Origin of the sequence: Tianweitania populi, assembly GCF_014652875.1 — a bacterium.
GTDB lineage: Bacteria > Pseudomonadota > Alphaproteobacteria > Rhizobiales > Rhizobiaceae > Tianweitania > Tianweitania populi.
This window is the reverse complement of sequence record NZ_BMZQ01000001.1, coordinates 1,291,074-1,315,160: the sequence shown is the minus strand read 5'-3', so window position 1 is coordinate 1,315,160 and position 24,087 is coordinate 1,291,074. Positions and strand designations below refer to the sequence as shown.

The following is a 24,087-nucleotide window of genomic DNA, read 5'->3' as shown; positions in this document are numbered from 1 at the left end:
TCCGATATGAGCAAGCGTGAGTTGATCGATACGGGCACGGACAAGCGTTATGTCCGTCGCGATGAAAAAGGCCAGTTCAAGGAATCGGTCGATGTCGGCCGGTCCTTGTCGCAGGACGTTCGCAAACACGCGAAAACGGAAGCCAAATCCGGCGAGGGCGACAAGGGCGACCACAAGCGCAAGTAGCTCCTGCCCGGCCTGTTTGCTGCGGACCATCAAGGCTTCGCAGGCTTCTCACCTTGCTCAGGCAATGGTGCCAGCTTGACGATTTCTCGACCTTGTTTGTCGATCACGCCCCATAGGCCGCCTGCCATATAGGAGTATTCTCCATTGCCGACCGGCTTGGAGACGCAGCCGGTGCAGACATCGGCGCGGCCGTTCTCGAACGGGAAGCCGAATGTGTAGGGCGCGCTGATTTTCACGTCGAGGTCGTGGTCGATATAGACGAGATCATCGCCGATGCGCCCACGTGCCAGTCCTTCCGCAAAGGCGTCAGGGCCGTTGTCGTAGGTCAGAACCTCAACCAGGCGGCCGTTGCGATGGCGATAGAACCATTGGTGGCCGGGGAAGGTGATGGTGGCGAGGTCGTCGGTGTAGGAAAGGTCGGCGAGGATGGCAGGGGCGATGCTGTACCCGTCGGCTGTCTGAGCTGCACAGTGCTCGACCGTTTCCAGATCGCGCTCGGACCAGTAGGTGCAGGGAAGCGGGTAGGTATCGGCTAAGGGTGCCACGTTGGTGTCTCCGGCTTGCGCCAGGAGGAGGGACATCAACAAGGCGGTGAGCATCATCGCTTCCTTGTAGAGGGCTATCGCCCCATTTCAGCGGCTTGAGAAAGTGAGTCCGGAAGAGCGTCTAAGCCCCTGCTTCCCTTTTCTTCTTCCAGTCAGCGCGGCTTAGCCGGTAGAGCGCATGGCGCTTCAGATGCGGGTGGGTGTCGGGCACGTCCTCATGGTCGAAGTCGCCCTTCTGGTCGTGCCACATGCCGATGCGCTCCATGACAGCGAGCGACCATGTATTGTTGGCAACGGCGAAGGAGACGATTTCTTCCAGGCTCAAATCCTGGAAGCCGAAGCGCAGCCACTCGCGCGCGGCTTCCGTGGCATAACCCTTGCCCCAAAGGTTGCGCTTCAAGCGCCAGCCGATCTCTGTTGCGTCAGGTGATACCCTGAGAATGCGCGGGTCCTTGCGAATGCCGACGAAGCCGATGCACTCGCCGGTCTGCGCCAGTTCCACGGCCGCGAAACCGTAGCCGTCGCGTTCGATCTCGCTTTGAAGCCGATCCATCACCGCATCGGCGGCAGAGCGGTCGCGGCGCATGGGGAAGAAGCGCATGACTTCGGGGTCGGAGTTGATTTCGTGGAAGAGTTCGCGGTCGCGCTCTTCCCAGTTGCGGAGGATCAGCCGTTTGGTGCGCAGCGGTTTCAATGGACGAAATCCGATTGGCTATAACCTTGGAGATAGAGCAGGGCGGTGAGGTCGCCATGGTCGATGCGAATGGCCGCCTGTTCTGCAACCACCGGCTTGGCATGAAGGGCGACGCCACTGCCAGCCAGTTGGATCATGCCGAGATCGTTGGCGCCGTCGCCGACAGCCAGCGCATCGGCGAGCGTCACGCCGCGTTCGGCGGCAATCTCGCGAAGCGCCTGCGCCTTGGCTTCGCGGCCAAGGATCGGCTCCGCGACAAGGCCGGAAAAGCGCCCGTTCTCGGCGATCAGGGTGTTGGCGCGGTTTTCATCGAAGCCGAGTTCGGCGGCGATAGGGTTGGTAAAGTTGAGGAAGCCGCCGGAAATCAGCGCGGTGTAGGCGCCGTTAGCGCGCATCGTCGCGACGAGCGTGCGGCCGCCGGAGGCCAGGTGAATGCGGGTGTCGATCACCTTGGCGATGACGCTGGTTTCCAGGTCCTTGAGCAAGGCAACGCGCTCGCGCAAAGCGGGCTCGAAGGCAATCTCGCCATTCATGGCGCGCGCTGTGATGGCGGCGACATGCTTCTTCAAGCCGATTTCGGCCGCCAGTTCGTCGATGCATTCCTGATCGATCATCGTCGAATCCATGTCGGCGATCAGGATTTTTTTCCTGCGATTTTCCGTGGGCTGCACTATGATGTCGATGGGCTGATCGGCTAGAGCTTCACGGCCGAGGCGTTCTACGGCGGTCTTATCGAGGTCGGGACTTGGCGTGAGATCGCAGGCGATGGTTTCGGCAAGCCAAGTGGCCGTTCCGGCGCCGATCGCTTGCGCAACACGGTTGGCGATTTCAGCGGTGAGGATGGGCTGCGCGGGATGACAGACGAGTGTGACGACGAGGGACATGAGCGTTTCGGCTGACAGTTCGAGGACGGCGGCAGGCTTGATCCGCAATGCAACCCTGATAGCGGGGCCGACTGCCAGCGGCAAGTCGGCGCTGGCCGTGCGGCTGGCTCGGGCAAGTGGTGCCCTCATCGTCAACGCCGATTCCATGCAGGTCTATGATGTGCTGCGCGTCGTGACGGCGCGGCCAGGTGAGGCTGATCTCGAACAAGCGCCGCACGTCCTTTACGGCCATGTTGCGCCGACAATCGCGTTCTCGACCGGCTCCTGGCTGCGCGACGTGGCAGCGCTTGCTGCGCGGCAGGGCGACCGGCCCCTGATCTTCGTTGGCGGCACCGGGCTCTATTTTCGGGGGCTGGTGGAAGGGTTTGCCGAAATGCCGGCGATCCCGCCGCATATCCGCGACCGCTGGCGCTACAAGCTGCATGAGGAGGGGCCGGACAAGCTCCATCGCATCCTGCGCGCTGAAGATCCCAAGATGGCGGCTGTCCTGCGCCCCGGCGACGGGCAGCGGATCGTGCGGGCGTTGGAGGTGCTGGAAACGTCGGGCCGTTCAATCTCGGAATGGCAGGCCGATAGCCGCCCGGCGCTGATCGACCGTGCGAGCGCTTCGTTTCGGGTGATCGAGCCGGATCGCGCCGTGTTGGTCGAGCGGATCAATCGCCGCTTCGACCGCATGGTGGAAGACGGCGCGCTGGATGAAGTGGCGGCGCTGTTGGCGCTCGAGCCCGATCCGGCCGTGCCCGCGATGAAGGCGATCGGCGTGCGCGAGCTTGGTGAGGTGTTGGCCGACCGCATGCCGCTGGCGGACGCGATCGAACGCGCCAAGATCGCGACACGGCAATATGCGCGCCGGCAATCGACTTGGTTCCGCAACCAGTTCGGGCAGGAATGGCAGCGGATTTCTGGGTTCGAGTAGGCGCTGAGCAGGTTGCGCGCTTACAGCTTGCCGAAGGGTCCATCCGTAGAGCGTCGGAGATAGCGCGAGGGTTCGGGTTCGCGCAGCACAGGAGCCGCCATCCGCTCTGCGGCTGATGGGAAGGGTGATTGGTTTGCCGGCTGCGGCTGCGAAGTGTTGTCGGCTGGATCGGTCTGCTCCGCGCGTGGTGTTGCGCGCAAACGATCGATGATGCGGGCGAGATCGATCTCGTCGCTTTCACCAGTGCCCGTGTCTTCATCGTCCTGCCGTCCCGGCAGAAGCGTTGCCGGCTGCTGTTCGAAGGTCAGACGCATCGTGGTTGCCACGCCTTCGCCGAAGGCGATCGCTTCGCGCTGGCCCATCGAAGACAGGAAGGACAGGGTGGATGCGGATGAGTCCGAGATGGCTGAGCGGATGATCGCCTTGTCGTGCTCGTTGGCAAGCCGCATGGCAAACACTGTGGAGCATTGCGACAGGATCGTCGGGTCGAGCTCGCCCGGGCGCTGCGTGACGACGCCAAGGTAACAGCCGTATTTGCGGCCTTCCTTGGCGATGCGCGACAGCGCGTGCCGCACGGGCGCGAAGCCGAGTGCGGGGTCTGACGGCATGTAGCGATGCGCTTCCTCGCACAAAACGAGGATCTTCAGCTTGCCGTCGCTGCCTTCAGCCAGATCAAAGGCGAGGCGGGCGAGAACCGAGCAGACCGCGTTGACCACTTCCGACGGCATACCGGCCATGGAGAAACAGGTGATAGGTTTGCCTTCGTGCGGCACGCGGAACATGCTGCCGATCGAGCGATGCAGCGTGTCTTCGATCAGGCGCGAGGCGAACATGAAGCGGTAGCGGGGATCGGCCACCGCCGCATCGATGCGGGAGCGCAGCGAGCGCAGAACCGGGCGCATTTCCTTGCTGTCCAGCATGCCCAGCCGCTCGTCGAGCTGGCGCGTGATGTCGGCGAGACGATAAGGGATCGGCGTGTCGGCGGTGATGCTGCCGCTGTCGCTTGACCGGCGCATAAGGCCGACCTGGGCGTTTGCGCGATAGGCTTGCTTGGCTTGCGGGATCAATTCGCGCAGGAGGTCGACTTCGTCCGTGTCCGGAACGCGGCCGCGAAACAGGACTTCCACAAACTCTTCCAGTTGGAACATCCAGAAAGGCAGGTCGAGGCTGGCGAGATCGATGCGGTGCGCCTTGTCGGGAAAGGCAGTGGTGAACTCGTTGTGCGGATCAAACATCAGCACGCGCAGGTCCGGCCGGGCAGCAACGGCCTTACGCACGAGCAGCGATACGGCCGTCGACTTACCGACGCCGGTCGTGCCGACCACGGCGAAGTGTCGGCTCAGCGCCGCATCAATCGCGACGCTCGCGCTGATGGATGCATCCTGGCTCAGCGTGCCGACCGTTATGGCGCGGCGGCCGCCAAGATCATATACGGCCTGAAGATCGCGGCCGCGAATGCGATGAGCTATGGCGCCGAGATGTGGATAGGCCGTGATGCCGCGATCGAAGACCGGACCGGCGGCGGTATCTCGCACCTCGCCCACCAGTTCGATCTTCACCTCGATTGGGTTTTCGACGCCCGAGTCCCAATGCGGCGTGGACGTCGCGATGCCATAAACGAAGCCGACGGTACGGGTCTTGCCAAGATTGACGGAGATCATCCGCCCCACCGTCCACTGCATGGAGCCATCGGCATCATCGGCGCCGGCTGCGATGGTCGCATGGGCGCCGTCACAGGCAATGATGCGGCCAATAATCCGCGTGTCGGGCTGCTGCTCGGCGCGTCGCTCCTGCGAGATCTCTTCGCCTCGCGCCAGGGATTTGTCGGCATACATCATGAGCTTCGCGTCCGTTCGGTTGAATGGACTTAAGGGAGCAGGGTTAAAGCGGAGTTCGGCGGATTTCTCGTATGCCGATTAATAGCGCGATTTCCGCCTGAAACGGGGATTGACGCTTCGGAAAGATGACTCTACGGTCCACCACCATGAAGACAGCACTCATTCTCGTAGTAGGACGGCGCGTGGGCAAGGCGGTGTAACCGCCAGGCGAAAGCACCCCATGCGCATCACGAAGGCTCCCTAGGGGGCCTTTTTTATTGCCTCAATTTCACACGACACTCGGTAAAAAGCGGGACGACAATGACCAGCGACAATAGCGGCAAGCGCGAAATGACCGGCGCGGAGATGGTGGTTCAGGCGCTGAAGGATAACGGCGTCAAGCACCTCTTCGGCTATCCGGGTGGCGCCGTCCTGCCGATTTACGACGAGCTGTTCCAGCAGGACGAGATTCAGCACATCCTGGTGCGCCATGAGCAGGGCGCGGGGCATGCGGCGGAAGGCTATGCGCGCTCCACCGGCAGGGCCGGCGTGATGCTGGTAACCTCAGGCCCTGGCGCAACCAATGCCGTGACGCCCCTGCAGGATGCGCTTCTCGATTCGATCCCGCTGGTGTGCATTTCCGGCCAGGTTCCCACCGGGCTTATCGGTTCAGACGCGTTCCAGGAAGCCGATACGGTCGGCATCACGCGCCCCTGCACCAAGCACAACTGGCTGGTGCGCGATGTGAACGATCTGGCCGCGATCCTGCACGAAGCCTTCCAGGTTGCGACAACAGGACGTCCGGGTCCGGTTCTCGTTGACGTGCCGAAGGACGTGCAGTTTGCCACCGGCACCTATACGCCGCCGCAGACCGTGACGCGCACGTCTTATCGCCCGAAGGTTCAGGGAGATCTGGAAGCGGTGAAGCAGGCTGTTGCGCTCATGGCGACGGCCAAAAAGCCGGTGATCTATTCCGGGGGCGGCGTCATCAATTCCGGCCCGGAAGCGAGCCAGCTGCTGCGCCAGCTCGTGGAGCTGACCGGCTTCCCCATCACCTCGACGCTGATGGGCCTAGGCGCCTATCCCGCTTCAGGCGACAACTGGCTCGGCATGCTCGGCATGCACGGGTCCTATGAAGCCAATATGGTGATGCATGATTGCGATGTCATGCTGTGCATTGGCGCACGCTTTGACGACCGCATCACCGGTCGTCTCGATGCGTTTGCGCCGAATTCGCGCAAAATCCACATCGACATCGATCCGTCGTCCATCAACAAGAATGTGCATGTCGAGGTGCCGATTATTGGCGACGTCGGCCGTGTGTTGGAAGACATGGTGCGCTTGTGGCGTGCGTCAGGCCAGACCGACCGCAAGGCGCTCGCGCCATGGTGGGAGCAGATCCAGCGCTGGCGCGCGCGCGACAGTTTTGCGTATCGCGAGAACCGCGACGTGATTATGCCGCAGCATGCTGTTCGACGTTTGTATGACCTGACCAAGGGCCCAAACACCTACATCACCACGGAAGTCGGCCAGCACCAGATGTGGGCAGCACAGCATTACGGCTTCGATGAGCCGAACCGCTGGATGACCTCCGGTGGTCTGGGCACGATGGGTTATGGTCTGCCGGCGGCTCTCGGCGTGCAGATCGCGCATCCTGACGCGCTGGTGATCGACATTGCGGGCGACGCCTCCGTGCAGATGACGATGCAGGAAATGTCGACGGCCGTTCAGTATGAAGCGCCGATCAAGATCTTCATCCTGAACAACCAGTATATGGGCATGGTGCGTCAGTGGCAGCAGCTGCTCCACGGCAATCGCTTGTCGCATTCCTATACCGAAGCCATGCCGGACTTCGTGAAGCTGGCGGAAGCTTATGGCGGTCACGGCATTCGCTGCGACAAGCCGGACGAGCTCGACGATGCGATCAACGAAATGGTGTCGGTGAAGAAGCCGGTTCTGTTCGATTGCCGCGTCGCCAACCTCACCAACTGCTTCCCGATGATCCCGTCAGGCAAGGCGCATAACGAGATGCTGCTGCCGGACGAGGCGACGGATGAAGCGGTAGCGAACGCGATCGACGCCAAGGGCAAAATGCTGGTTTGAGCCGGCCTAGATCTAGGAAGAGACTGTTACCATGAATGCCCAGCTTCAGCCGACCGGATCGGCTTATTTCATCCAGAAGTCGCTCGAAAAGCCGGTGAGCCACACGCTTTCCGTGCTGGTCGACAACGAACCCGGCGTGCTTGCGCGCGTGATCGGCCTGTTTTCCGGACGCGGCTACAACATCGAGAGCCTGACCGTTTCGGAAACCGAGCATCAGAGCCACCTGTCGCGCATCACGATCGTGACGCGCGGCACGCCGCACGTCATCGATCAGATCCGCCACCAGCTCGAGCGCATCGTGCCTGTGCATCGGGTGGTGGACCTGTCGAACCGCGCTGCCGAACTTGGCCAGGAAAAGCCGCTCGAGCGCGAACTGGCGCTGGTCAAGGTTTGCGGCACGGGTGAAGAGCGCATGGAAGCGCTGCGCTTGGCAGAGGCATTTCGCGCCAGCGTGATCGACGCGAACACCGAGCATTTCATTTTCGAGATTACCGGCCGTGTCTCGAAGATCGAGCAGTTCATCGCGATCATGCAGCCACTGGGGTTGGTGGAAGTCTGCCGCACCGGTGTGGCGGCGATGAACCGCGGCCCGCAGGGGATGTAAGTCCATCCACTCCGTTTTCTTCAAGGATGTGCCGGCCGAGCGCCGGCCGTCTTCGCTTGCCTTAAATCGAGGCCGCCCATGTCGCACGACACGCTTGTTGCGCTCTTCATCTATGCTTTCGTGAGTTCGATCACGCCGGGTCCCAACAACTTCATGTTGCTGGCCTCGGGCGTAAACTTCGGCTTCATGCGAACCATCCCGCATATGCTGGGCATCGGTATCGGCTTCGTGTCGCTGCTGCTGGGTGTCGGCTTCGGCCTTGGCGCCGTGCTCAGCGCCTTTCCAGCACTGCACTTGGCGCTGAAGATCGCCGGCGGCGCATATCTGCTTTACCTCGCCTGGAAGATCGCGATGTCGCGCACACTTGGAAGCGCCAAGGATGATCGCGCCAAGCCCATGTCCTTCCTCCAGGCCGCGGCCTTTCAGTGGGTGAACCCGAAGGCTTGGGTCATGGCCGTGACCGCGATGGCGATCTATACGAGCCCGGCCGCGCCGTTCGTGTCGGTTGTGCTGATTTCGATGATATTCGGCTTGGTGAACCTGCCGTCGGTGTCATGCTGGGCAGGTTTCGGCGTGGCGCTTCGGGGCTTTCTGTCTGATCCGCAGCGGCTGAAGTGGTTCAACATCGTGATGGGACTGATGCTCGCGGCGACGTTGTGGCCGATGTTGCGTTAGCGTTCTTGTTGTGTTCACGCTGTTCGGCTGCTAGAGGAACTTGCTCCGACGGCACGAATCCGATCTGACCATCCTATGAAATTTTCTCCGCAACAGGACGAGGCGCTGCAGGCGGTTGCGCGCTGGATGAAGTCGGGCAAGCCGCAGATCTTTCGGTTGTTCGGCTATGCCGGGACCGGCAAGACGACGCTGGCGCGGCACTTTGCCGAGAATGTCGATGGCAGCGTGCAGTTTGCAGCCTTTACAGGGAAGGCCGCGCAGGTGTTGCGCTCCAAAGGTGCCAGCAATGCGCGCACGATCCATTCGCTGATTTACCGCCCTCGCGGCGAGGAGGCGGTGGAGAACGAGGATACCGGCAAGACATCGATGTCGCCGACCTTTGCGCTGAACCGGCAATCACCGGTTGCGAAGGCGAAGCTGATCATTGTCGACGAATGTTCGATGGTGGATGAGGCGCTGGGGCGCGATCTCCTGAGCTTCGGCACGCCGATCCTGGTGCTGGGTGATCCGGGTCAGTTACCGCCGATTTCGGGAGGCGGCTTCTTTACCGAGCATGAACCCGACCATCTGCTGACGGAAATCCACCGGCAGGCGCGTGACAATCCGATCATCCAGCTTGCTCTCGATGTCCGCGAGGGCAAGGAGTTCATGTATGGCGACTTCGGCGCCGCGCAGGTGATCAGCAAGGATGAGGTCACGCAGGATCTCGTGCTTGGCGCCGATCAGGTGCTGGTGGGCACGAACCGCACGCGGCGTCGCTACAATGCGCGGTTGCGCGAGCTTAAGGGATTTACGGCCGAGTTTCCGCAGGCCGGCGACAAGCTCGTTTGCTTGCGCAATGACCCTTCCAAGGGGCTGTTGAACGGTTCGCTGTGGAAGGTGATGACGTCTTCGAAGGAAACGGTGAAGCCCGGCATCAATTTGCTGGTGACCCCGGAAGAAGACGATCCCGATCGGGGCGTGGCCAAGATCAAGCTGCTGAAGGCCGCCTTCGAAACGCCGGACGAGGAAATTTCCTGGCAGCTGAAGAAGCGGTTCGACGATTTCGACTACGGCTACGCACTGACCGTGCACAAGTCGCAGGGTTCGCAGTGGAACAACGTCGTTCTGTTCGATGAAAGCTGGGCGTTCAAAGATACGCGCCAGCGCTGGCTTTATACGGCGGTGACGCGTGCGGCCGAGCGGCTGACGGTGGTGCGCTGATCACCACGCCGTGGCCTTGGCTCAGATGTCGAGAGGCTTGGGGGTGGCGCCGACCCAGGCCCAGGCTTGTTCGGCCTCGTCTTCTTCGAAGCGCTTCAATTCGACGTCGATCGAGGGCGCAAAGAAGCCGCTGAAGTGAGAGACCCAGTCCGGACCGCCGATCGAGGCGCATTTGCGGATATGGGCGTTGGCGTGCTCCTGGCCTTCCTTCTTCGTGTCGTCTGATAATTCCGACCAGTCGACGCCTTCATAGTTGGTGAAATGCACGAGCACGTCGATGCGCGGATGCAAGGCATAGGCGCCTTCCAGCAGGCCATACAGGTTCTCGAGATCGGCTGCCGAAACGTGGCCGGTAATTTCGCAGGCAAAAAGATCGGTGCGATCCGTCTCGATCCGCCTGACTGCCGGCACTGCATTTAAAGAAGAAGGCATTGTGTCTCCTGTGTTTCCCAATCTGGGACGGAATGCGGAAAACTGCAGCGCGTTCCCCTAATCACCGCCTAGAGCTTGAACCTAAATAGGTCATCTTCGTTGATGAGCCAGCGCTGAATTATCGGCAATGCTTTGTTGAGCCTGTTTCTGTTTGTGGGCACATCCAATCATCTCGATTGATCTTGCGTGAAAGCAGGCGTAAGAGCCCGCCCGCCCGAAAGGAGGGCATCATGAGCATTGACGAGACTGCAGGCTCTACTTCCAACCCCGTCGCGGGCGTGCCGCACAAGGTGGAGGGACATGGAGAGCAGAGACTGCCTATCCTGATGCTCGGTGCGCTGGGTGTCGTTTACGGTGATATCGGCACGAGCCCGATCTACGCTTTTCGCGAGGCGCTGCGCGCTTCTGCCGGGGCGGAGATCGCCACGCGCGAGGACATTCTGGGCGTGCTGTCCCTGATTGTCTGGGCGCTGACGATCATCGTCACCATCAAATATATCCTGTTCGTGCTGCGCGCCGACAACCGCGGCGAGGGCGGTACACTGTCGCTGATGGCGCTGGTGCGCTCGACCTTCTCCAACCGGCCAGCCCTCTTGTTGTTCATCGGCATGATCGGCGCCTCGCTGTTTTATGGCGACGCGGTGATTACGCCGGCGATTTCGGTTCTGTCGGCCGTGGAGGGTATGAATACCGTCACGGCCAACTTCCAGCCTTATGTCGTGCCAATCACGCTAGTGATCCTGGCAATCGTCTTTTACGTGCAACGCTTCGGCACGGCCAAGGTCGCAACCATCTTCGGGCCGGTGACGGCTGTGTGGTTCCTGGCGATCGGCGTGTCAGGCCTCGTCCATATCGCAGACGACGTGGAAATCCTTTATGCGATCAATCCCTATTACATCGTCATCTTCCTGATCGACTCACCGGCCGTGGCGTTCGTGACGATCGGTGCGGTGTTTCTTGCGGTGACCGGCGCGGAAGCGCTTTATGCCGATCTTGGCCATTTTGGGCGAAAGCCGATCGTGATGGCCTGGCTGGTGATGGTGTTTCCCTGCCTGCTGCTGAACTACTTCGGGCAGGGCGCCTTTGTGCTTTCCCACGGCGGCGCGATCGGCCATCCGTTCTTTGAGATGAACGAAGGCTGGGCGCTTGTGCCCATGGTGCTGCTGGCGACGGCTGCAACCGTGATCGCCAGCCAGGCGGTAATTTCCGGCGCGTTCTCGCTGACGCGTCAGGCGGTGCAGCTCAACATGCTGCCGCGTTTGGAAGTGCAGCATACGTCGGCGGAGCAATCCGGCCAGATCTACATGCCGCGGGTCAACACGCTGCTCGGCATCGTCGTGTTCATGCTGGTTGTGGGCTTTCAGGAATCGAGCGAACTGGCTTCCGCTTACGGCATCTCGGTCACCGGCAACATGCTGATCACCACGCTACTGCTGTTCGTGGTGATGCTGCGGATCTGGAAGTGGCCGCTGGCCGCCGCGGTGGGTGCAACGGCCGTGTTCCTCATCATCGACATCGGATTCTTCGTATCGAACATCGTCAAAGTGTTCGATGGCGGCTGGGCATCGATCCTGGTAGCTGTGTCGATCGTGACCCTAATGGCGACCTGGGTGTTCGGCAGCCGCGCCTTGTTCGACAAGACACGCAAGAACGAGGTGCCGCTCGACTTCTTTATCGAGCAGTTGGCCAAGAAGCCGCCGACGCTGGTGCCGGGTACCGCAGTGTTTCTGACGGCCGATCCGCAGCGAACGCCAACCGCGCTGCTGCACAGCCTGAAACACTACAAAGTGCTGCACGAGAAGAACGTGATCCTGTCCGTTAAAACGGCCACGACACCGCGCGTGCCGGAAAGCGAACGGGCGCAGATCGAATCGCTGAACCCGCTGTTCATGCGGGTGTCGCTGACCTTCGGCTATATGGAGAGGCCCAATATCCCGCGCGCGTTGGCGATCTGCCGCAAGCTCGGTTGGAAGTTCGATATCATGACGACCTCGTTCTTCCTATCGCGGCGCTCGCTGAAGGTTTCGGCCAATTCTGTGCTGCCGCATTGGCAGGACCGGCTGTTCATTTCGATGGCGCGCTCGGCAGCCGATGCGACCGAATACTTCCAGATCCCCACAGGCCGGGTGGTGGAAATCGGCACACAGGTGGCGGTTTAGGCTGCCACAGGCTAAGCACTCCTTCGCAGAATGCGCGAGGGAGTATTCATGAAGCAGAGTTTGAGCATCGCCATTGTGGGGGCCGGGCCGGGTGGTCTGGCGACTGCCTTGCTGCTCAAGCGACGCGGCCATGATGTCAGGGTGTTCGAGCGCTTTGAACAGGCGGCGCCTGTCGGCTCCGGGCTGATCCTGCAGCCGACGGGGCTGAGCGTGCTCGCCTATCTCGGTCTGTTGCCGGCCATGCTGGCACGTGGAGCACGGATCGACAGGCTGACAGGCGCGGATGCGCGTAGCGGCCGCACCGTGCTGGATGTGCGCTATGATGCGCTGGCCGGCGGGCGTTTCGGTTTGGGCACCCATCGAGCGGCCTTGTTCGACGTGCTGCACGATGCGGTAGTGGCCGCACGCATCCCCATCATGACCGGCACGGACGCGCAGTCCTTGCATGCGATGGGCGACGGGATTGGCTTTGATGCCAGCGGCTTGCGGCATGGACCGTTCGATTTGATTGTAGACGCAAGCGGTGCACGATCGACATTGCGCCGCCATGCGGTGCGACCGGTTGAACCACGACCGCTGACCTATGGCGCGATCTGGGCGACGCTGGATTGGGTCGGCGAGGGCTTCGATCCCAACGCGCTGCAACAGCGCTACGAGCGTGCGCATACTATGGTGGGCGTTTTGCCGGTGGGGCGGGTCGATCCGGCCGGTGGTGAGAAGGCGGCGTTCTTCTGGAGCCTTAAGCCGGCTGAGATCGACGCGGTAAAGGCTGGCGGGTTGGACGTCTGGAAGTCGCGGGTATTTGCGGTCTGGCCGGCTTGTGCGCCCTATCTCGACCAGATCACCGACTTCGATAGTTTGACCCTGGCGCGCTACGGGCATCACACCTTGCTGCCGCAGCGCGGTGAGCGGATCGTGTTCCTGGGCGATGCGGCGCATGCCACCAGCCCACAGTTGGGGCAGGGGGCGAATATGGCACTGCTCGATGCGGCAGCGCTGGACGAGGCTCTGCGGCGCAGCGATCATCTCGACCAGGCGCTGGATGTTTATGGGGCGCTGCGGCGCAACCACATCAAGCTGTTTCAGGCTTTGTCCTTGATGCTGACGCCGTTCTACCAGTCCGACGGGCGCGTATTGCCGTGGATGCGCGACACGTTGGTGGCGGTGGCCGCGCGCGTGCCGCCAGTGCCGCAGATACTTGGGGCGATGGTGGCTGGAACGCTGCTTGATCCGCTTGGGCGCATCGGTTTGGCCGAACCGGATTGGACAGCCGCAGCTGGCACGATGGGTTCAGCGGAAGCGCCCACGCAAGAAAAAGCATGAACCGCAACTCGCCTCTTGTGAGCTTAGTCTGGATGCGCTACTCAACCGAACCGTAACGTACGGTACAGTCGAAAGAGCGTGTTGCAGTCCACCGTCATCTCCAGCGAAGAAGCCCCGTCCGAGCGCCAGCAAGCCGTGCTCGACGCCGTGTTGTCGCTGCTGGTGGAGCAGGGCCATGCTCTGACAATGACTGCGGTCGCGCGGCGGGCAAGTTGTTCCAAGGAAACGCTCTACAAGTGGTATGGCGACCGCGATGGGCTGCTGACCGCAACCGTGCGGTGGCAGGCCTCGAAGGTTCGCGCAGGCAATTACGATGCGCAGCATCTCGACAGCAGCACGCTGCGTGAAAGCCTGCAAGGCTTTGCGGTGAATTGGCTGACGGTAATTTCGAGCCGCACATCGGTAGCGCTGAACCGGGTGGCGGTGGGCGGAGCAGGGTCCGGTCGGGATGCGCTCGGCGCTATCGTTCTGGCCAACGGACGCTTCGCGATCGGTGAGCGGCTGAAGCCTGTGCTGGAAGCCGGTCGTACTGCCGGGCTTCTCGCCTTTGACGATGCCGAGGAAGCGTTCCGCACCTTCTTCGGTCTAGTCGGTCGCGACGTGCAGATCCGGCTGCTGCTTGGCGACGACATGGCGCTGGATGCTGCCGAGATCGAAGCCGATGCCCGGCGCGCCACAAACCAATTCTTCGCGCTCTACGGCCGCGGGTCCTTCGAGGCTCCGCTGCGCTCCGCACCTCAGGATGAGGAGCGTGGTGGCTCCGGTGCTCAAGAGCAGAACTCGACCGATCTCGAAAGCGCGACCTCAGTCAGGGAGCGCCGACCGTCCTCATCCTGAGGTGCTTGGCCAAGGCCAAGCCTCGAAGGACGCACTTCATCAACCGCACACACGCAAATAGGGAAGGAAACACCATGCGCGTTTATTACGATCGTGATGCCGATCTCAATCTCCTCAAGGGCAAGAAGGTTGCCGTGATCGGCTATGGCAGCCAGGGCCGTGCTCATGCGCTGAACCTCAAGGATTCCGGCATCACGGACATCGCAATCGGCCTCAAGGAAGGTTCCGCGACCGCAAAGAAGGTCGAAGCCGACGGGCTGAAGGTCATGACCGTCGCTGAAGTCGCCAAGTGGGCCGACGTGATGATGATGGCGACGCCTGACGAGTTGCAGGCCGACATCTACAAGAACGATATCGCGCCGAACATTCGCGATGGTGCCGCTATTGCCTTCGCGCATGGTCTCAATGTGCATTTCGGCCTGATCGAGCCGAAGAAGACCATCGACGTCATCATGATCGCGCCGAAGGGCCCGGGTCACACCGTGCGCGGCGAATACCAGAAGGGCGGCGGCGTGCCTTGCCTGGTGGCTGTCGATCAGGACGCGTCGGGCAATGCACTGGATGTCGCGCTGGCTTATGCGTCGGGCGTCGGCGGTGGCCGTTCGGGCATCATCGAGACAAACTTCCGCGAGGAATGCGAGACCGATCTGTTCGGCGAGCAGGTCGTGCTGTGCGGCGGTCTGGTCGAGCTCATCCGCGCCGGTTTCGAAACGCTGGTTGAAGCCGGTTACGCACCGGAAATGGCTTATTTCGAGTGCCTGCATGAAGTGAAGCTGATCGTCGACCTGATCTACGAAGGCGGTATCGCCAACATGAACTACTCGATCTCGAACACCGCCGAGTGGGGCGAGTATGTTTCGGGTCCGCGCATCATCACGGAAGACACCAAGGCCGAGATGAAGCGCGTCCTCAAGGACATCCAGAGCGGCCGCTTCACCTCCGAATGGATGCAGGAATACAAGTCGGGCGGCGCGCGCTTCAAGGGCATCCGCCGCACCAACGACAAGCATCAGATCGAAGAAGTCGGCGAAAAGCTGCGCGGCATGATGCCGTGGATCGGGAAAAACAAGTTGGTGGATAAGTCCGTCAACTAATTTGGATCGCTGCGTCTGACAGCCGATCCACGATTCCTTGTTTGCGCGTCCTCGGGGGCAAGCCCCTGCGGGCGCGCGGAAGATCGGCAAGAACAAGCTTGCGCCTGGTTCTGCAATAGACCGGGCGCTAGTTGTTTGGGCGTTAGCCTACGTCGTTGATGCTAGGCTTGGCTGAAGTGTCTGCGCCTGCGACGCGGTCGAGGTTTGCGATCAAGCGGGTCAGCATGTCGACGAGCTGTGCCACTTCATCGTCGCTGAAGCCCTGCAGCACCTCGCCGTTGCCTTTCAGCAAGGCGGTGATCGCGTCGGGAAGCTGTTTCTCCGCCTGAGCCGTCAGCGTGATGCGGCTGCTTCGCCCGTCCGCGGGATCGGGTCTGCGCTCGATCAGCCCATCCCTCTCCATCCGCGCCAGCATCTGCGCCATCGGCGGCTGCTCGATTTTGGCGAAGCGGGCGAGGTCACGCTGCGTGCTGGCTTGCCCGTCCCTCAGCGCAACCAGCACCGGCAGATGACCGACGCCGAAGCCGAGCGGCTTCAACCGCGCTTCGCTCAGCCGTGTGAAGCCGCGCGCCGCAAGGCTGATGAGGTGCCCGGGGGTCGAAAGCACATCCAGATCCATCGGCCTTAACTCCTTCGCTCTTGCTGGCAAGACTATATACGTGCATATATAAATGATCTACCAGGTGGTGTAGTATCGAACCGAGGCAAGGACGAAATTGATGGATCAAGAGATCGAGCTTCTGTGCGGTATCTACCGCGCCTTTAACGCGCGGGACATCGATGGTGTGCTGGTGGCGCTGCATGACGATGTTAAATGGGCGAACGCGATGGAGGGCGGGCATGTTCGCGGCCATGACGCCGTGCGCGATTACTGGACGAGGCAGTGGTCCATCGTTAGCCCCCATGTCGAACCGGTCGGCTTCCGACAGGCCGAAGATGGCGCGATGATTGCGGAGGTTCGGCAGACCATTCGCGACCTCGAAGGCAACCCGCTGGAAGGGCAAACACATGGGTTGAAGGACAAGACCGTCGGCCATGTCTTCCACTTCAGGGATGGCAAGGTGACGCGCTTCGACGTTCAGGATGCTGTGTAAGGCAGCTTGGCGTGTCCGCCGTTCAGCCGTAATGCCAGTGCGGCTTTGGAGCGGTGCCGGTGATCTCGACGCCGGCGCGGTCACCCGTCCGCCAGCGCAACTCGCACTGATAGGCTATGTTATCGACCGACACGTAAAGCAAAAAGCTTTTCGGAACTGCGATGTCTGCCGGAACCCGCAACTCGGCGCCGTTGCTGTGCATGTTGCGGATGGTGCAGCGGATTTCGGATTGCGTGCCGTGAAGGATCGCGCCGCCCTTCAGCACGCGCTGCCGGTGCAATGCCCGTTCTTTCTGCTCGCTGGGGTCGGACATGAGTTCAGCCGAAGGTTGTTTCGCTAGCCTTAGAAGATAGGCCCTTGCTTCCTTGTGCAAGACCATTGCGTCTTGCGCCAAGAAAAAGGCCGGGCGGTTTTCACCGGCCCGGCCTTTTATCGTCAAGGATGATGGCTCACCGGAAGGGCGAGTGGCACGACCGGCGCGGGCCGTAGTTCGGCTGGAACGTGTTGTCCGACGCACGATAGGAGCGATACTGGTTGTAGCACCAGTTCACGTGGTTCGAGGCGTAGCCACGGCCGCGTGGAGCGACATAGCGCGGTGCTGCATAGCGAGGCTCGACATAGCGGTAGGTCGGTGCGACGCCGAAGTAAACGGACGGGCCGCGGCGGTGACCGTAGTAGTCGCGATGACGACGGTAGTCGCGGTAATCACGGCGATCGTGGTGGCGGTGCCAACGGCGGTCGCGATCCCATCGGCGGTCATAATGGTCACGGTGCTGGACCTGCTCGGCGCGGACGGGCTCAGCCGGACGATCGACAGTGGCGATGGGGCGAAGACCGGCGGGCGCGATCTGCGCGGATGCAGTCGACACGGTGCCGGCAACGGCGGAGATCATGAGAAGACCGGCCACAGCCAGCTTCGACAACATGCTCTTCATGGCATTCCTCCAGTTTGGGGATGTGGACTAAAACCTGTCCTTGCCGTGACAACTCGCATAGGCGCGATGAACCCGCGCTGAATGTGATGTGTGCCGGAATGTTCATGCTTGCATTCGTAGGGCCGCGCGCCACTTCTGCCCCATGACCCGCTTTGATCTTCCCGAAAACCAGATGTTTGCCGTTGACGATGTCATCTTGCGCCTCGATCCCTCGAACCTGCCCTTCGAGGATGCGCATCGCGAAGCGATTGCCGCACATTGGCTGCTCGAGAAGGCCGCGCAGCCGGCCTTGTTCAATGGCCGCTTGCTGATGTTTTCGGAACTGCGGCTGGAGGGCCGGGTCCTCGAAGGGCGCTGCCATCTGGCCGATTACGCGACGCTGCTTTACTGGCGCTCGATCCGCCCGCATCCGGATGTCGTGCACTGCTTTGCGCATCCCGCGCTCGTTTCGACCGATGGCGCATTGGTTGCGGCTCGGATGGGCGCGCATACGGCCAATGCCGGTGCTGTCTACTTCGCAGCCGGGTCGTTCGAGCAAGACGATTTGCGCGATGGCCGCATCGACCATGTCGCGAATATGGAGCGCGAGGTGATGGAAGAGACTGGCCTCGATCTCACGCGCCTCACACATGAATTAGACTACCAAGTGCTGGCGATGGTCACCGGAACGGTGATTTTTCGGCGCTACCGACTGGCTATGACTGCGGATGAGGCGGCACGGGTTATCGAAGCGCATGTCGCCGCTGATCCCGAGCCTGAAATTGAAGGGCCAGTGATCCTCGGGGATGCCAAGGCGGCACCAGACGGCCTGCTGCCGCACATGCAGGCGTTTCGGTACTGGCACTTCGCCAATCCCATGCGGCTTTGAGCCTATTCGTGGCGCAGGGCGTCGATCGGGTTCAGTCGCGCGCCGCGTAGGGCGGGGAAGAAGCCGAACACCATCCCGATGAGGGCCGAGAACACCACCGCGATCAGGATGATTGTCGCGCTTGGTGCGAAGGGGATGGCGAGGAAGCTGGCAGCGCCGCCGGCAAGGCCCAGCCCCAGCGCGATGCCGAGCAGACCGCCGAGCAGCGACAGAACCGTGGCTTCCACCAGGAACTGGATCAGGATGTCCTTTTCATGCGCCCCGATCGCCAGCCGGATGCCGATCTCGCGGGTGCGCTCGGTCACCGATACCAGCATGATGTTCATGATGCCGATACCGCCGACGAGCAAGCTGACCCCGGCGACGGCACCCAGCATGCCGGTCATGGCGGTTGTCGCGCTGGTCATGGCGTCGGCGATCTGGGTCATGTCGCGGACTTCGAAATTGTCGTCGCGCGTCGGCTGTATGCCGCGTGCTTCGCGCATTATGGCGCTGACATCAGCGACCGCCTGCGTGGTCGAGGCGCCATCGTTGACGGACACGTAGATCGTGTCGATGTAGCGATTGCCGGCGATACGACGCTGGAAGGTGGTAAGCGGCATCAGGACGAGGTTGTCCTGATCCTGGCCGAAGCCGGTATAGCCCTTGGAACCAAGCGTGCCGATGATGCGGCAGCTGGTCTTGCCAACGCGGATGATCTCGTCGAGCGGATCGCCCGAGCCGAAGAACTGGGTGCGGATCGTTTGCCCGATCAGGCACACGCCGGTGCCGCCGCGCACTTCCTGTTCGGTGAAGGCGCGGCCGAGCGAGACGGTCCAGTCGCGTGCGGTGAAATATTCGGTATCGGTGCCGGTGACCTGTGCGGCCGTGTTCTGCGCGCCATAAACGATGCGCACCTGGCTCTGCGACTCGCCAGACACGGCGCGTACGTCATCCAGATGCTTGTTGAGGACATCAAGGTCCTTTTGCTCCAGGCGGCGCACGGTGAAGTTCGAGTTGCCGGAGCGATCGGGTCTCGCTGCGCGCACCACAAGCAGGTTGCTGCCGAGCTTGGAAATGTCCTCGCGAACCTTGGCCGTCGTGCCGGATCCGATCGTTACCATGGCGATGACGGCGGCGACGCCGATCACGATGCCGAGCAGGGTGAGCACCGAGCGCATGGCATTGCGGCGCACGGAGCGAAGGGCGAGGCGGATGGTTTCCCACAGCATCAGGCGCTCTCCATCTCATAACCCTGCGAGGCGATCTTTCCGTCGAGGAAGGAGATCGTGCGGTCGGCATAAGAGGCGATGTCGCCTTCATGCGTGACCATCGCGATGGTCAACCCTTCGTCGCGGTTGAGGCCGGTGAGAAGCTCCATGATTTCGTGAGAGCGCTGCGTATCGAGATTGCCGGTCGGCTCGTCCGCGACGAGCAGCGTAGGCCGCGTGACGATGGCACGGGCGATTGCCACGCGCTGCTGCTGGCCGCCGGATAGTTCGGCCGGCGTATGATGTTCGCGACCACCCAAGCCGACCTGCGCCAAAGCCTGCATGGCCGCATTCCGGCGCTCGCCGGCCGGCATGCCGCGATAGATCAGCGGCAGTTCGACGTTCTCGGCGGCTGTGGTGCGGGGCAGGAGATTATAGCCCTGAAAAACGAAGCCGATATAGAGATTGCGCAGCACCGCGCGCTGCGTGCGATCAAGCCGCCCTGCATCGACGCTGAGAAAGCCGTGTCGGCCGGAGGTCGGCGTATCGAGGCAGCCGATGATGTTCATCGATGTGGACTTGCCTGAACCGGACGGACCCATGATCGCCACGAACTCGCCCTTGCGGATCGCAAGATCCACGCCGGCAAGCGCGTGAACCTGCGCTTCGCCTTGGCCATAGGACTTCCAGACATCGGTGAAGGTGACGAGCGCGTCGGTCATGGTCCGCCGGGTCCGCCCGGGCCGGGACCTCCGCCGCCGGGACCGCCATCCGCGCCGCCTGCCGATTCGTTCTGACTGCTGCCGCGCGATCCGCCTTCGCCGCCTTGGCGCGCCAGACCAAGGATGACCTGGTCGCCGGCTTGCAGGCCGGACTTGATCTCGGTGCGCTCGCCATCTGTGGCGCCGGTTACGAAGCGGACTTCTTGGGCTGCACCGTCACGCAGCACATAAAGCGGGCGGCCTTCCTCGCTGTTGCCGCCACTGCGTCGCGAACGGCCGCCGCGCATGCCGGGAGGCGGGCCGGGTGAGAACAGGTTGCGGAAGCTGAAGCCGGAGCGGCTGTTGGTGGCCGGCGGCGCAAAGCGGAAGGCGGCGTTCGGCACGGTCAGGACATCGGTCGCTTCGCGCGTGATGATGGACGCCGTTGCCGTCATGCCCGGGCGAAGCTGCATGTCGGCATTGTCGACATCGAGCCGCGCTTCATAGGTGACCACGCCCTCGGTCGTTGCGGAGGCATAAGCGATGTCGCGGATCGCCGCCGTGAAGCTGCGATCGGGGAAGGCATCGACGGTGAAGTTGGCCTTCTGGTTCTTGGCGATTGAGCCGATGTCGGCTTCATCGATCGTGGCCTTCAGCTCCATGCGCTTGAGATCCTCGGCCACCACGAACAGAACCGGCGCCTGCATGGAAGCGGCGACCGTCTGGCCGGGATCGACCGAGCGCGTCAGCACGATGCCGTCGATCGGCGCATAGATCTTGGTTTTTGCGAGATCGGCCTGTTGCAGCTTGAGATCGGCCTGCGAGACCGCAAGGTTGGCTTCCGCGATCTGCACCGAGCTTTGTGCGCGGTCACGCGTCGCCGTAGCGGTTTCGAGCGCCGAGGGTGTCACCTGGCCGCGTTGAGCGAGGCTCTCGGCGCGGGTGAGCGTTGCCGAAGACTCGCGTAGCGTGGTTTGCGCGTCGCTGACCTGCGCCTGCGCCGCCTTGACCGAAGCCTGCGCGCGTTCGACCTGCGCGGACAAGCGGGTCGTGTCGAGCTCGGCCAGAACCTGATCCTTGCGGACCTCCTCGTTTTCGCGAACCGTGACATTGCGGATAACGCCCGACAGTTCGGATGAAATGTCGACCTGCGTGAGCGGCTGCAGCGTTCCGGTCGCGGAGACTTTGACCGTCAAGGAGCCTTGTTCGGCAGGCACGGTGCGGTAGGCGACGGTCGGCGTTTCAGCGCCATAGACCGTGTAGCCGTACCAGCCGCCACCCAGCAGGCCGAACAGCGCAAGGCCGCCAAGCCAGCGCCCGCGCTTGGTCTTGCGACGGCTGGCACCGAGACCCAGCGCCAGTTCTGGATTGGGCGGCGTTTGTGTCGGCCGCTCGATCCGTTGGTCCATTGACGCAGCCTTTCCGATAGCTTCCAGAGTTTCTTCAACCGACAGATCATGGTTCAAGGTCGGCAAAGCAAATTAAATCTTGGCCATGTTGAGGGCATCCGGAGAGGCACAATGACCCACCCGTATCTGATCTATGACGTGTTCACGCAGACCGCTCTTGCCGGCAATCCATTGGCAATCGTGTTCGACGCCGATGATCTGGACGACCAGGCGATGCAGGCGATCGCGCGCGAGTTCAACCTGTCTGAAACGGTGTTCCTCACGAAGCCAAACAACCCAGTCGCGACAACCGGTGTACGCATCTTCACGCCCGACTATGAGATGCCGTTTGCCGGCCATCCAACCGTCGGCACAGCTGTTGCGCTGGCTGAGCAGCGGGGACTTGCGACCAGTCCGGCCCTGATGGTTCTGGAAGAGAAGATTGGGCCGGTACGCTGCGCGGTGTCCAACCAGGATGGGCACTGGTTTGCGGAGTTCGATCTGCCGCAACTGCCGGACCAGCTGCCGCTGTCGGCTGATCGTGGGATCATCGCCGCTGCACTCGGCATCGATCCACATGAGATCGGGTTCGAAAATCACGAGCCGACTTATTGGACGGCGGGCAATCCCTTCCTGTTCGTTCCCGTAGCAGGCCTCGATGTTGCCGCGCGCATTCAGCTGAACCCCGTGATCTGGAACGACATGGGCTTGAGGAAGACCAATGGCGCCGTGGTTTGTCCTTATGTGTATTGCCGCGAAACCGTGCGCCACGACCATGACTTCCATGCCCGCATGATGGAGCCGACGGCAGGGGTCTATGAGGATCCCGCAACGGGCTCGGCCGTGGCTGCCTTTGCCGGCGCGATCAATCTGTTCGACAAACCCGTCGATGGTCCAAGCGCGCTTCGCATCGAGCAGGGCGTCGAGATGAACCGGCCGTCCTCGATCCGGCTGGAGATGGATATTGCTGCCGGGGCCATCACGGCGGCTCGTATCGGTGGTCATGCAGTGAAGGTTGCGGAGGGCGTACTCGCGGTATGACGTTGGGGCAGCAGGGCGTTGTTCGCCACCTGTGCATGAAGTGTCATTTTCTTGGTTGAGGTGGGTTGTCAGGCCGGATCAGTGAAGCTATAGACGCGCCACTCGCGGTGTTGATCCCAGCGCCGCGCCGGTCGGGTGCGTAGCTCAGTTGGTAGAGCAGCTGACTCTTAATCAGCGGGTCACAGGTTCGATCCCTGTCGCACCCACCAAAGACCTCAAAGACTTACCACACATTCTGAAACTCGATGGCGAAGACAATCGCCAACGAGTTGCGCTGCGTTTGCCGTGGTTGCACCAGACGCCGGTTTGGCCGCGCTTCTTTGCTGACCAACCTTTATCACCTTCCAAAACGACTTGCGGCGGTGGCTCAGGATTGAGCACCGCCGCAATGATTGATCGTCAGGAAGGTCGGCGATAGGCGGGCTCATGCGCCCGCCGCGCCAAGATCCTTAGAAGCGGTAAGTGACGCCCGCGCCGATCAGCCACGGGTTGAGGTCGGCCTTGCCCGAAAGCTTGGTGTCGCCGAGGTTGGCGGTCCAATCGGGCTCGAGGAAGATCTTCTTCACGTCGACGTTGAAGCCCCAATGTTCGTCGACCATGTAGTCGAAGCCGACCTGCAGCGCTGCGCCGAAGGTGTTGTCGATGTCCATGTCGGTGAACGGGCCGGAATCCTTCTGGTTGTAGAAGACCGTGTAGTTCACGCCGGCACCGACATAAGGCTTGAAAGCGCCGAAGTTGGTGAAGTGGTACTGCAGGGTCAGCGTGGGAGGAAGAACCCAGGTGCTGCCGACCTTGCCGAGCGTATCGATCGAACCGCCGGTGAAGACGCTGGCCTTGGTGGTGCCGAGGATCAGCTCAGCGGCGATGTTGTTGGTGAAGTAGTAGGTGATGTCGAGCTCGGGCACGACCGTGTCGGAGTAATGCAGGTCGGAACCCGGGATGCCGTCCACGCCGCCTTCATCTTCGGTGATCACACCCAGTGCGCGCAGGCGGACCTGCCAGGCACCAGGAGCCTCGACGAGCGCGCCTGGCTGCTCGAGGGCGACGACGTCCGCAGCCATTGCAGGCGCGGCGAGGAGCAGGAGGGCGGCGGTCAGTGCCCCAGCGGATGTCTTGATCATTCGAGTTCCTTCAGAGTCGATCGGTTGTAAGCCGAGCGGGACCATGAAGGAGTGAGCAGAGGAGGCATTGAGCTAGATCAAAGTTCAGCCATATCTCATTAGCAAATGGTAACATTCGTGGGAACTGTGACATGCGTGCTACAGTATCTAGAGGCGGCTAAATGCGTGTTGGAAGGGGGTGCCCTTTCTACAAATTCCGAATGTGAGAGATCGAATCTCCCCGGCGTTCATCCAGAAGAAACATTTTTGCCTAAACGCTGTATGTTGAGCGGTTCCA

General features: G+C 61.8%; 25 protein-coding genes and 1 tRNA gene. 14 read left to right on the top strand and 12 right to left on the bottom strand.

What is annotated here, in order from left to right; translation table 11 throughout:
• The first annotated feature begins 6 nt into the window (after positions 1-6).
• On the top strand, positions 7-186 hold the full coding sequence (locus tag IE166_RS06525) for a hypothetical protein (protein WP_189502653.1): 180 nt from the start codon (positions 7-9) through the stop codon (positions 184-186).
• Between the two features lie 29 nt (positions 187-215).
• Here IE166_RS06525 and IE166_RS06520 read toward each other — a convergent pair whose 3' ends face one another.
• From IE166_RS06520 to serB, 3 genes are all read right to left on the bottom strand, one after another.
• Complete coding sequence (locus tag IE166_RS06520; protein WP_189502652.1) at positions 216-767, bottom strand: hypothetical protein; 552 nt, start codon at positions 765-767, stop codon at positions 216-218.
• 85 nt (positions 768-852) lie between these two features.
• The gene (locus tag IE166_RS06515) at positions 853-1,425 is read right to left on the bottom strand and encodes a GNAT family N-acetyltransferase (RefSeq protein ID WP_189502651.1); all 573 of its coding nucleotides are present in this window, start codon (positions 1,423-1,425) and stop codon (positions 853-855) included.
• Positions 1,422-2,309 (bottom strand): phosphoserine phosphatase SerB, encoded by an 888-nt coding sequence (gene serB / locus IE166_RS06510; RefSeq protein ID WP_189502650.1) that lies wholly within the window; start codon positions 2,307-2,309, stop codon positions 1,422-1,424. The genes IE166_RS06515 and serB overlap by 4 nt, the downstream gene beginning before the upstream one ends.
• Between serB and miaA the strand changes: the two genes are divergently transcribed.
• Positions 2,308-3,225: a tRNA (adenosine(37)-N6)-dimethylallyltransferase MiaA gene (gene miaA / locus IE166_RS06505; RefSeq protein ID WP_189502649.1), complete on the top strand. Its 918-nt coding sequence runs from the start codon at positions 2,308-2,310 to the stop codon at positions 3,223-3,225. The genes serB and miaA overlap by 2 nt on opposite strands.
• 20 nt (positions 3,226-3,245) lie before the next feature.
• Here miaA and IE166_RS06500 read toward each other — a convergent pair whose 3' ends face one another.
• Entirely contained in the window at positions 3,246-5,060 is a 1,815-nt protein-coding gene (locus tag IE166_RS06500) for an ATP-binding protein (protein WP_189503268.1), read from the bottom strand.
• 303 nt (positions 5,061-5,363) lie between these two features.
• Here IE166_RS06500 and IE166_RS06495 point away from each other — a divergent pair, with 303 nt between their 5' ends.
• From IE166_RS06495 to IE166_RS06480, 4 genes are all read left to right on the top strand, one after another.
• Entirely contained in the window at positions 5,364-7,145 is a 1,782-nt protein-coding gene (locus tag IE166_RS06495) for an acetolactate synthase 3 large subunit (protein ID WP_189502648.1), read from the top strand.
• Positions 7,146-7,176: 31 nt separating this feature from the next.
• Positions 7,177-7,749: an acetolactate synthase small subunit gene (gene ilvN / locus IE166_RS06490; protein ID WP_189502647.1), complete on the top strand. Its 573-nt coding sequence runs from the start codon at positions 7,177-7,179 to the stop codon at positions 7,747-7,749.
• Between the two features lie 78 nt (positions 7,750-7,827).
• Positions 7,828-8,424 carry a LysE family translocator gene (locus IE166_RS06485; RefSeq protein WP_189502646.1) on the top strand — a complete coding sequence of 199 codons (597 nt, stop codon included), beginning with the start codon at positions 7,828-7,830 and terminating at the stop codon, positions 8,422-8,424.
• Between the two features lie 75 nt (positions 8,425-8,499).
• A complete protein-coding gene (locus tag IE166_RS06480) occupies positions 8,500-9,627 on the top strand; it encodes an ATP-dependent DNA helicase (RefSeq protein WP_189502645.1) in 1,128 nt (375 codons plus the stop codon).
• Positions 9,628-9,648: 21 nt separating this feature from the next.
• Here IE166_RS06480 and IE166_RS06475 read toward each other — a convergent pair whose 3' ends face one another.
• A complete protein-coding gene (locus tag IE166_RS06475; protein ID WP_189502644.1) occupies positions 9,649-10,059 on the bottom strand; it encodes a SpoIIAA family protein in 411 nt (136 codons plus the stop codon).
• Positions 10,060-10,289: 230 nt separating this feature from the next.
• On the opposite strand from IE166_RS06475, the gene IE166_RS06470 reads away from it, so the two are divergent.
• The 4 genes from IE166_RS06470 (at position 10,290) to ilvC (ending at position 15,472) form a co-directional block, all read left to right on the top strand.
• The gene (locus IE166_RS06470; RefSeq protein WP_189502643.1) at positions 10,290-12,218 is read left to right on the top strand and encodes a potassium transporter Kup; all 1,929 of its coding nucleotides are present in this window, start codon (positions 10,290-10,292) and stop codon (positions 12,216-12,218) included.
• Positions 12,219-12,266: 48 nt separating this feature from the next.
• Positions 12,267-13,541 carry an FAD-dependent oxidoreductase gene (locus IE166_RS06465; protein ID WP_189502642.1) on the top strand — a complete coding sequence of 425 codons (1,275 nt, stop codon included), beginning with the start codon at positions 12,267-12,269 and terminating at the stop codon, positions 13,539-13,541.
• An 81-nt stretch (positions 13,542-13,622) separates the two neighbouring features.
• Positions 13,623-14,378, top strand: coding sequence for a TetR/AcrR family transcriptional regulator C-terminal domain-containing protein (locus tag IE166_RS06460; RefSeq protein WP_407701818.1), 756 nt, complete (start codon positions 13,623-13,625; stop codon positions 14,376-14,378).
• 74 nt (positions 14,379-14,452) lie between these two features.
• A complete protein-coding gene (gene ilvC, locus IE166_RS06455) occupies positions 14,453-15,472 on the top strand; it encodes a ketol-acid reductoisomerase (RefSeq protein ID WP_189502640.1) in 1,020 nt (339 codons plus the stop codon).
• Between the two features lie 142 nt (positions 15,473-15,614).
• Here the strand turns inward: ilvC and IE166_RS06450 are convergent, their stop codons facing one another.
• Positions 15,615-16,091 carry a MarR family winged helix-turn-helix transcriptional regulator gene (locus IE166_RS06450; protein ID WP_189502639.1) on the bottom strand — a complete coding sequence of 159 codons (477 nt, stop codon included), beginning with the start codon at positions 16,089-16,091 and terminating at the stop codon, positions 15,615-15,617.
• Positions 16,092-16,188: 97 nt separating this feature from the next.
• Between IE166_RS06450 and IE166_RS06445 the strand changes: the two genes are divergently transcribed.
• Positions 16,189-16,566: a nuclear transport factor 2 family protein gene (locus IE166_RS06445; protein WP_210312939.1), complete on the top strand. Its 378-nt coding sequence runs from the start codon at positions 16,189-16,191 to the stop codon at positions 16,564-16,566.
• Positions 16,567-16,588: 22 nt separating this feature from the next.
• On the opposite strand, the gene IE166_RS06440 is transcribed toward IE166_RS06445, so the two are convergent.
• Positions 16,589-16,879, bottom strand: a complete 291-nt coding sequence (locus IE166_RS06440) for a PilZ domain-containing protein (RefSeq protein ID WP_189502636.1) — start codon at positions 16,877-16,879, stop codon at positions 16,589-16,591.
• A gap of 136 nt (positions 16,880-17,015) precedes the next feature.
• On the bottom strand, positions 17,016-17,501 hold the full coding sequence (locus tag IE166_RS06435; protein ID WP_244641342.1) for a BA14K family protein: 486 nt from the start codon (positions 17,499-17,501) through the stop codon (positions 17,016-17,018).
• 142 nt (positions 17,502-17,643) lie between these two features.
• Here IE166_RS06435 and IE166_RS06430 point away from each other — a divergent pair, with 142 nt between their 5' ends.
• Positions 17,644-18,369 carry a hypothetical protein gene (locus tag IE166_RS06430; RefSeq protein ID WP_189502634.1) on the top strand — a complete coding sequence of 242 codons (726 nt, stop codon included), beginning with the start codon at positions 17,644-17,646 and terminating at the stop codon, positions 18,367-18,369.
• Between the two features lie 2 nt (positions 18,370-18,371).
• Here IE166_RS06430 and IE166_RS06425 read toward each other — a convergent pair whose 3' ends face one another.
• The 3 genes from IE166_RS06425 to IE166_RS06415 are packed head-to-tail and all read right to left on the bottom strand — an operon-like array spanning position 18,372 to position 21,669.
• Positions 18,372-19,580 (bottom strand): ABC transporter permease, encoded by a 1,209-nt coding sequence (locus IE166_RS06425; RefSeq protein WP_189502632.1) that lies wholly within the window; start codon positions 19,578-19,580, stop codon positions 18,372-18,374.
• A complete protein-coding gene (locus IE166_RS06420) occupies positions 19,580-20,281 on the bottom strand; it encodes an ABC transporter ATP-binding protein (protein WP_189502630.1) in 702 nt (233 codons plus the stop codon). The genes IE166_RS06425 and IE166_RS06420 overlap by 1 nt, the downstream gene beginning before the upstream one ends.
• Positions 20,278-21,669, bottom strand: coding sequence for an efflux RND transporter periplasmic adaptor subunit (locus IE166_RS06415; protein ID WP_189502628.1), 1,392 nt, complete (start codon positions 21,667-21,669; stop codon positions 20,278-20,280). Before IE166_RS06415 ends, IE166_RS06420 begins: the two co-directional genes overlap by 4 nt.
• Positions 21,670-21,780: 111 nt before the next feature.
• On the opposite strand from IE166_RS06415, the gene IE166_RS06410 reads away from it, so the two are divergent.
• On the top strand, positions 21,781-22,689 hold the full coding sequence (locus IE166_RS06410; RefSeq protein WP_189502626.1) for a PhzF family phenazine biosynthesis protein: 909 nt from the start codon (positions 21,781-21,783) through the stop codon (positions 22,687-22,689).
• A gap of 133 nt (positions 22,690-22,822) precedes the next feature.
• Positions 22,823-22,898 (top strand) — tRNA-Lys (locus IE166_RS06405).
• Between the two features lie 240 nt (positions 22,899-23,138).
• Here IE166_RS06405 and IE166_RS06400 read toward each other — a convergent pair.
• The gene (locus tag IE166_RS06400) at positions 23,139-23,810 is read right to left on the bottom strand and encodes an OmpW/AlkL family protein (protein ID WP_189502624.1); all 672 of its coding nucleotides are present in this window, start codon (positions 23,808-23,810) and stop codon (positions 23,139-23,141) included.
• Between the last annotated feature and the right edge of the window lie 277 nt (positions 23,811-24,087).